We start from the raw sequence: 7,880 nt of genomic DNA, 5'->3' as shown, positions 1-7,880 counted from the left end.
GCAGTTCAGAGCAGCGGCGTTTCGTCAAAACGTGATGCGGCGCGCGATGCTTCGCCTAGACGGCGCCGGACAACACAGAAACACCGATTGTCACGACGCCCAGCACCAGATTGACGACCACCAGGCGCCGCACCGTTCCGACTGCGCGCGCGCCATCCGGCCAGTTCTGCGCCTGCACGGCGCGGCGGATACGCGGAAACACGGCGAAGCGGATGTGCCCGAAGATCAGCATCATCACGATGCCGAGACCCGCCATGGCATGCAGTTGCCACGACGCATGCGCGCCGCCGAACTGCGTCAGCATGAATCCGCCCGACAGCAAGATGATGATCACCGAAGCGGCGACCCAGTTGAAGAAACGCCCGAACACCGATTCCCACAGTGGCAAGCGCAGTTGAGGCGAGAGATCAGCGAGAGCCGGACGCAGGCAAAAATGCGCGAAGACCATACCGCCGACCCACACGGCCACACCCAGCAAATGCAAAAAGAGCGCGAGCTCGACGGCTTTGGTCATGTTGTTTTCCTCTCTCTCGATGATGGGCGTACCGCTTTTCGGCGGACAGGCTGGAGCCTTGAACGACGCTGTCCACAGCCTTGTCCGACGCGGCTAATGACCGCATTCGACCGCACGCTGTGCGTGCAGTTCCGCAGTTCATCGTTTTCGCCATCGTTTTATTTGTTGTGCCGACGCGCCGTGTAGCGTGCCGATCCCCGATTTTTTGCTACCTGCTACTCGCGGCGTGCGTAGCCTGTGGTCGAAGGCTGCGCACGCGGTTACTGCGACTTCACCTCGTCAAGCCCGCAGCGCCGGCCGCATGCCCAACAGCTTCAGCTTGCTGTCCGGCGCGCGGCCCTTGCGGGCGCGTTTGCCGATGTGCGGTGCGAGCGCCGCGCCGCTCAGCGTTTCTTCATACGCTTTGCCGCCACGGCCCGTGCCGAGCAGCACGACCCCGGCCTTGCCGATTGCCAGCGCCTGCGTGAGCGTCTCCTTCTCGTCGAGCGCCATCAGCGTGACACCGCGGCCACCGCCCGAAAGCGTCTTCATCTCGTCGAGGCCAAAGGCCAGCAAACGGCCGCCGCCCGACAAACAGGCGATATGAGTCGCATCCGGCAGCATAGGCATCGGCACGAGCGGCGTCGCGCCTTCGTCGATGGTCATGAAGGACTTGCCGGCCTTCACGCGGCTCACCATGTCGCCGACCTTGGCGATAAAACCGAAGCCGTTGCTCGATGCCAGCAACAACGCCTGATCTGCCGGCGCCGCGTAGTAGTGCATAAGATGGCTGCCCGACTCGAGTTCGATCAGCGAGGTGACCGGCACGCCATCACCACGGCCGCCCGGCAGCAGCGCCACCGCGACCGAATAGACGCGCCCGTTGCTACCCCATGCGATCAACGTATCGGGCGTGCGGCACTGGAACGCGGCATAGAGCGCGTCGCCGGCCTTGAAGGTGAAGCTAGCCGGATCGAGCCCGTGGCCCTTCAGTGCCCGTACCCAGCCCCGCTGCGACATCACCACCGTCACCGGCTCATCGACCACGCGGGCTTCGAAGATCGCGCGCTTTTCCTGCTGGATCAGCGTGCGGCGCTCGTCGCCGTATTGCTTCGCGTCGCCTTCGATTTCCTTGATGAGCAGGCGCTTCATCGCCGATTCGCTGCCGAGCAGTTCTTCGAGCTTGGCCTTTTCGTCGCGCAGTTCGGACAGTTCCTTCTCGATCTTGATCTTTTCCAGTCGCGCCAACTGACGCAGACGGATTTCAAGGATGTCTTCAGCTTGCCGGTCGGACAGCCCGAATGCCTTGATCAGCGCCGGCTTCGGTTCGTCCGACTCACGAATGATGCGGATGACTTCGTCGATATTCAAAAAGACGATCATCCGGCCTTCGAGGATGTGAATCCGATCGTCGACCTTGCTCAGACGGTAGCGCGTGCGGCGCGTAACGGTAGCAAAGCGGAAGCCGATCCATTCCTGCAGGATTTCGGATATGCCCTTCTGGCGCGGTCGGCCGTCCGCGCCGACCATCACCAGATTCAGCGAGGCGTTGGATTCGAGGCTCGTATGCGCGAGCAGGATATTGACGAATTCGGTCTGGTCGATGCGGCTCGACTTCGGCTCGAATACGAGACGCACGGGCGCGTCCTTGCCCGATTCGTCGCGCACCGCGTCAAGCAGCGCGAGCATGGTCTGCTTGGTCTGCAACTGCTCGGGCGTCAGCGTCTTCTTGCCGAGCTTGATCTTCGGATTGGTCTGCTCTTCGATTTCTTCGAGCACTTTCTGCGTAGCCGTATTCGGCGGCAGTTCGGTGATCACGAGTTGCCACTGGCCGCGTGCGAGTTCTTCGATTTTCCAGCGCGCGCGCACCTTCAGACTGCCGCGCCCCGCCTCATACGCCGCCGAGATTTCGGCTTCGCTCGAAATGAGCTGGCCACCGCCAGGGAAGTCCGGCCCAGGGATGAGCTGCATCAATTCCGCGTGCGAGAGCTTCGGATTGCGGATCATCGCGACCGCCGCGGCGGCCACTTCGCGCAGGTTGTGCGACGGGATTTCCGTGGCCAGACCCACCGCAATCCCCGAGGCGCCATTGAGCAGCACGAACGGCAGACGTCCGGGCAAGAGGCGCGGCTCGTCGAATTCGCCGTCGTAGTTCTTCATGAAATCGACCGTGCCCTGGTGGATTTCATCAAGCAGCAGCTTGGCGATTGGCGTGAGGCGCGCTTCCGTATAGCGCATCGCCGCTGCGCCGTCGCCATCGCGCGAGCCGAAGTTGCCCTGGCCGTCAATCAACGGATAGCGCATCGAGAAGTCTTGCGCGAGACGCACCAATGCGTCGTACGCCGACTGGTCGCCGTGCGGGTGATACTTGCCGAGCACGTCGCCTACCACGCGCGCCGATTTGACCGGCTTCGCGTTGTCGGAGAGGCCCATCTCGTTCATCGAGAACAGGATGCGCCGCTGCACAGGCTTCTGGCCGTCGCAAACATCGGGCAGCGCACGGCCCTTGACGACGCTCACGGCGTAATCGAGGTACGCGCGTTCGGCATAGTTGCCGAGCGTCAGAGAGTCGCCGGGCGCCGGCGCCACCGTGAAAAGATCAGGCGTGTTGTCGTCCATCTAGATTCCGTATCCGTATGTAGCGTGAAGTTTCGCTGCGCGAGCAAGCCTGCGTCAGGCGCTCAGCTCAGATATCCGCTTCGACTTCGTTACCCTTTTCTTCGAGCCAGCTGCGCCGCGACGCTGCTTCACCTTTGCCCATCAGCATGGTCATACGCGCGACGGTGGCGTCGTAGTCGAGTTCGCCGAGCGCAACCGGCGACAGACGCCGCGTGTCCGGGTTCATCGTGGTGTCCCACAACTGCTCGGCGCTCATTTCGCCGAGGCCTTTAAAGCGGCTGATGGACCATTGGGTCTCGCGCACGCCGTCCTTGCGCAGCTTGTCGAGAATCGCTTCGAGCTCGCCGTCGTCCAGCGCGTACAGCTTCTGCGCGGGCTTCTTGCCGCGGGCGGGTGCATCCACACGGAACAGCGGCGGACGCGCCACGCACACGTGACCACGTTCGATCAGTTGCGGGAAGTGCTTGAAGAACAGCGTCAGCAGCAATACCTGGATGTGCGAGCCGTCCACGTCCGCGTCCGACAGGATGCAGATCTTGCCGTAGCGCAGATTGGACAGATCGATGTGGTCGTCAGGGCTGTGCGGATCGACGCCGATCGCCACCGAAATGTCGTGCACTTCGTTGTTGGCAAAGAGCCGGTCGCGCTCGGTTTCCCACGTGTTCAGCACCTTGCCGCGCAGCGGCAGGATGGCCTGATATTCCTTGTCGCGGCCCATCTTGGCCGAACCGCCGGCCGAATCGCCTTCGACCAGGAACAGTTCGTTGCGCGAGATATCGGTGGATTCGCAGTCAGTCAGTTTGCCCGGCAGCACGGCCACGCCCGAGCTTTTGCGTTTCTCGACCTTCTGGCCGGCACGCGTGCGAGCCTGCGCCTGCTTGATGACGAGATCCGCGAGCTTCTTGCCGTGCTCGACGTGCTGGTTCAGCCACAACTCAAGCGCCGGTCGCGCGAACGACGACACCAGCTTCACTGCGTCACGGCTATTCAGACGCTCCTTGATCTGCCCTTGGAACTGCGGATCGAGCACCTTCGCCGACAGCACAAACGAGACGCGCGCAAACACGTCTTCCGCGAGCAGCTTGACGCCCTTCGGCTGCAGATTGTGCAGCTCGACGAAACTCTTGACCGCCTGAAACAGACCGTCGCGCAGACCCGATTCGTGCGTGCCGCCTGCGGGCGTCGGAATCAGGTTGACGTAGGACTCGCGCGTGAGCGTGCCTTCTTCACTCCAGGCCACCACCCACGCCGCGCCCTCGCCTTCCGCAAAGGTTTCTTCGTTCGAACGTGAACTCTCGGCATAACGTTCGCCTTCGAAGAGCGGAATCAGCAGATCGCTGCCGTTCATGCCTTCGAGCAGATAGCCGCGCAGACCGTCTTCGTACTTCCAGGTCTGGCGCTCGCCGGTTTTCTCGTTGACGAGCGTGACTTCGACGCCCGGCAACAGCACCGCTTTCGAGCGCAAGAGACGCTGCAGTTCGCCGAACGGCAGGTTTGGCGAATCGAAGTACTTCGGATTGGCCCACGCGGTGACGCGTGTGCCGGATTTCTTCTCGCCTCTCGCAGCCGGACGTATTTGCAGCTGTTTGGCCACATCGCCGTTGGCAAAGCCCAGTTCGGCGACCTTGCCGTCGCGCCAGACGGTGACGTCAAGGCGCGTGGACAGCGCGTTGGTGACCGAGACGCCCACGCCGTGCAGACCGCCTGAGAACGTGTAGGCGCCGCCCGCGGCCTTGTCGAACTTGCCGCCTGCGTGCAGGCGCGTGAATACGATTTCGACAACCGGCACGCCCTCTTCGGGGTGCATGCCGAACGGGATACCGCGGCCGTCGTCGTCGACGGACACCGACTGGTCCGCGTGCAGCGTGACCGTGATCAGCCGGCCGTAGCCGCCGAGGGCTTCGTCCGACGCGTTGTCGATGACTTCCTGAATGATGTGCAGCGGATTTTCGGTGCGGGTGTACATGCCGGGTCGTTGCTTGACCGGCTCCAGGCCCTTCAACACCTTGATCGACGCTTCGCTATACGCGGCGTTTGGCTTTTTCGTAGACATGGTTGACTCGGGTCCGTCGGTTCATCGTTGTCCACAGGTCCTGTGGACAGGTCCGTGGACAATGCGTTGAGTTTTCAAAAAAAGCGAAACGAAACAACGGGGTGGGTGGGCTGCCCGCGCAGCGGGCAAACTGTTTTATCGCCGGACTCTCCCGGAGGAAGCCTGTTCGCGGGGTATTTTACTGATTTCGATACGGGGAGCAATTTGCCGGATGGTTGATCAGCCGTTTGGGTGGGGACACGCCCGCCGCTCACTTCCGCCGGCTCTCCAGCTCCTCCCACCGCTCCATCGCCGCCAGCAGCTCATCGTCGATCGCCGCATAGCGCGCCGTCAGCCGCGTGCCTTCTGCCGCATCTCTCGTGAAGATCGAGCCGTCTTCGAGCTGCGCGGCAATCGTCTTCTGCTCGGCCTCCAGCCCTGCGATCTGCGCCGGCAACGCCTCCAGCTCACGCTGCTCCTTAAACGACAGTTTCGCGGCACGCTGCTGGGTGTTGCGGCTCGCGGCCGCCCCGCCGTCCTTCGACGCTTCCTTGGCGACTTCTTTTTGCGCTTCCTGCGCCATCTGCTGCGAGCGGTCGCGCTGGATCTGCCAGTCGGTAAAGCCGCCGACGTACTCGCGCCACTTGCCGGCCCCTTCTGAGGCGATCACCGAAGTCGCGACGTTATCCAGAAACGCGCGATCGTGGCTGACCAGCAGCACGGTGCCGTCGTATTCCGTGAGCAGTTCTTCGAGCAGTTCCAAGGTGGGGATATCGAGGTCGTTGGTCGGTTCGTCGAGCACCAGCACGTTAGCCGGCCGCGCGAACAGACGCGCCAGCAGCAGACGGTTGCGCTCGCCGCCTGACAGCGACTTGACCGGCGACCGCGCCCGTTCCGGCGCGAAGAGGAAGTCGCCGAGATAGCTCATCACGTGCTTTTTCTGGCCGTTGACCTCAACCCACTCGCTACCCGGACTGATGGTGTCCGAGAGACTCTTGTCCAGATCGAGTTGGGCGCGCATCTGGTCGAAATAGGCAACTTGCAGATTGGTGCCCACACGCACCGTGCCTTCGTCCGCCGGCAACTCGCCGAGGATCAGCTTCAGCAGCGTGGTTTTGCCAGCGCCGTTCGGGCCGACGAAGCCGATCTTGTCGCCGCGCATGACCGTGGCCGTGAAGTTGTCCACGACCGTGCGCGAACCGTAGCGCTTGGTCACATCGGTCAGTTCGGCGACAATCTTGCCGGACTTCTCGCCCTGCCCCACGTCCAGCTTGACGTTTCCCAGCACGTTGCGGCGTTCGGCGCGCTCCGTACGCATCTGCTCGAGCCGCGCAATCCGGCCGACGCTACGCGTGCGGCGCGCTTCGACACCCTTGCGGATCCATACTTCTTCCTGGGCGAGCAGCTTGTCGAACTTGGCCGATTCCACTTGCTCGACTTCAAGCTGCTGCGCCTTCCGGGTCTGGTAGGCGGTGAAATTGCCCGGATACGACAGCAGACGGCCGCGATCCAGTTCGACGATGCGCGTAGCGACCCGGTCGAGAAACGCGCGATCGTGGGTAATGAACAGCAGGCCGGCGCGCAACGAAACCAGCAGGTCTTCGAGCCAGCGAATGCCTTCGAAGTCGAGGTGGTTGGTCGGTTCGTCCAGCAGCAGTACGTCCGGCTGCACAACCAGCGCCCGCGCCAGCGCCACGCGCTTTTGCATGCCGCCCGACAGCGAGCCGACCCGCGCCTCTCCGTTCAGACCGATCTGCTGCAGCGTGGTGGACACGCGCGTGCTCCAGTTCCAGGCGTCGGCATGGTCTAGCGCCGATTGCAGCGTGTTCATGCGCGACATGAGCGAGTCGTGCTCCTGGCCTTCGGGCTCGTCGGCGAGCCCGTTGGCGACCGCGTCGTATTCATCCAGCAGCGCACGGGCGTGGGTGAGGCCGGCGGCGACCGCGTCGAACACCGTGTCGTCCGTATCGAACTCCGGCTCCTGCGGCACGTAGACCGAAGTCAGGCCCTGCTGACGCGTGACGAGGCCGTCATCCGGCTTGGAGAGATCTGCGACGATCTTCAGCAGCGACGACTTGCCCGCCCCGTTGCGACCGATCAGCCCGACGCGTTCGCCCGCTTCGAGAGAGAAATCCGCGTGATCGAGCAACGCGACGTGACCGAACGCCAGTTGCGCCCCGGTAATGGTGTAAAGCGACATGGAGATTTGGCAGAAGACAGCAATGAGCAGGAACCGCTCATTGTACCGGTCGCGCGGGCGGATGCCTGGATGCCGGAAGACATAGGCGTTCTTACCGCACCGCGGCGGCGGTTCAACGGCGACAAATCAGCGCTTTGTCAAATTCCGGTAATATTGCGCGTCGCCGCGCGCCCCCAAAAGGGGCAGAGTGCGCGGATCATTGCATTGAACTGAAGAAAGAGTACGTCGTGAGCGAAGTCATTGTTGAGTACAAAAGCTGGGTCTGCCTGATTTGCGGCTGGATCTACAACGAAGAAGAAGGTCTGCCGGAGGATGGTATCGCCGCGGGCACGCGCTTCGCCGATATCCCCGAAGATTGGCGCTGCCCGCTGTGCGATGTGGGTAAGGCGGAGTTTGCGGTTGTGGAGTTTTGAGGTGGTTATATTGCTGTAGGTGCACGGCTTGAACGCTGATGCGCGCGGCAACATGGACGGCCCGGCCGGGTTGGCGCCCGTCGGGCTGTTGTGTTTTTGGGGTGATGGATCGGATGAATGCCG

General features: G+C 62.8%; 6 protein-coding genes. 2 read left to right on the top strand and 4 right to left on the bottom strand.

Features of this window, described 5'->3' with window-relative positions:
• Window positions 1-55: 55 nt before the first annotated feature.
• The 4 genes from M0954_RS25520 to M0954_RS25505 all read right to left on the bottom strand — a co-directional run bounded on the left by M0954_RS25520 (window position 56) and on the right by M0954_RS25505 (window position 7,344).
• Window positions 56-514 carry a CopD family protein gene (locus M0954_RS25520; protein ID WP_074265422.1) on the bottom strand — a complete coding sequence of 153 codons (459 nt, stop codon included), beginning with the start codon at window positions 512-514 and terminating at the stop codon, window positions 56-58.
• A 279-nt stretch (window positions 515-793) separates the two neighbouring features.
• Complete coding sequence (gene parC / locus M0954_RS25515; protein WP_297356207.1) at window positions 794-3,112, bottom strand: DNA topoisomerase IV subunit A; 2,319 nt, start codon at window positions 3,110-3,112, stop codon at window positions 794-796.
• Window positions 3,113-3,179: 67 nt separating this feature from the next.
• Complete coding sequence (locus tag M0954_RS25510) at window positions 3,180-5,165, bottom strand: DNA topoisomerase IV subunit B (protein WP_297356205.1); 1,986 nt, start codon at window positions 5,163-5,165, stop codon at window positions 3,180-3,182.
• 250 nt (window positions 5,166-5,415) lie between these two features.
• Entirely contained in the window at window positions 5,416-7,344 is a 1,929-nt protein-coding gene (locus M0954_RS25505) for an ATP-binding cassette domain-containing protein (protein WP_297356203.1), read from the bottom strand.
• A 6-nt stretch (window positions 7,345-7,350) separates the two neighbouring features.
• Between M0954_RS25505 and M0954_RS25500 the strand changes: the two genes are divergently transcribed.
• Both M0954_RS25500 and M0954_RS25495 read left to right on the top strand, forming a co-directional pair.
• Window positions 7,351-7,557 (top strand): hypothetical protein, encoded by a 207-nt coding sequence (locus M0954_RS25500; protein ID WP_133891221.1) that lies wholly within the window; start codon window positions 7,351-7,353, stop codon window positions 7,555-7,557.
• 14 nt (window positions 7,558-7,571) lie between these two features.
• Window positions 7,572-7,757, top strand: coding sequence for a rubredoxin (locus tag M0954_RS25495; RefSeq protein WP_074266166.1), 186 nt, complete (start codon window positions 7,572-7,574; stop codon window positions 7,755-7,757).
• Window positions 7,758-7,880: the final 123 nt, after the last annotated feature.

The organism is Paraburkholderia sp. (genome assembly GCF_026225065.1).
Classification (GTDB): Bacteria; Pseudomonadota; Gammaproteobacteria; order Burkholderiales; family Burkholderiaceae; genus Paraburkholderia.
Note: the sequence above shows the minus strand (reverse complement) of the source record. Positions and strands in the feature narration are given on the sequence as shown.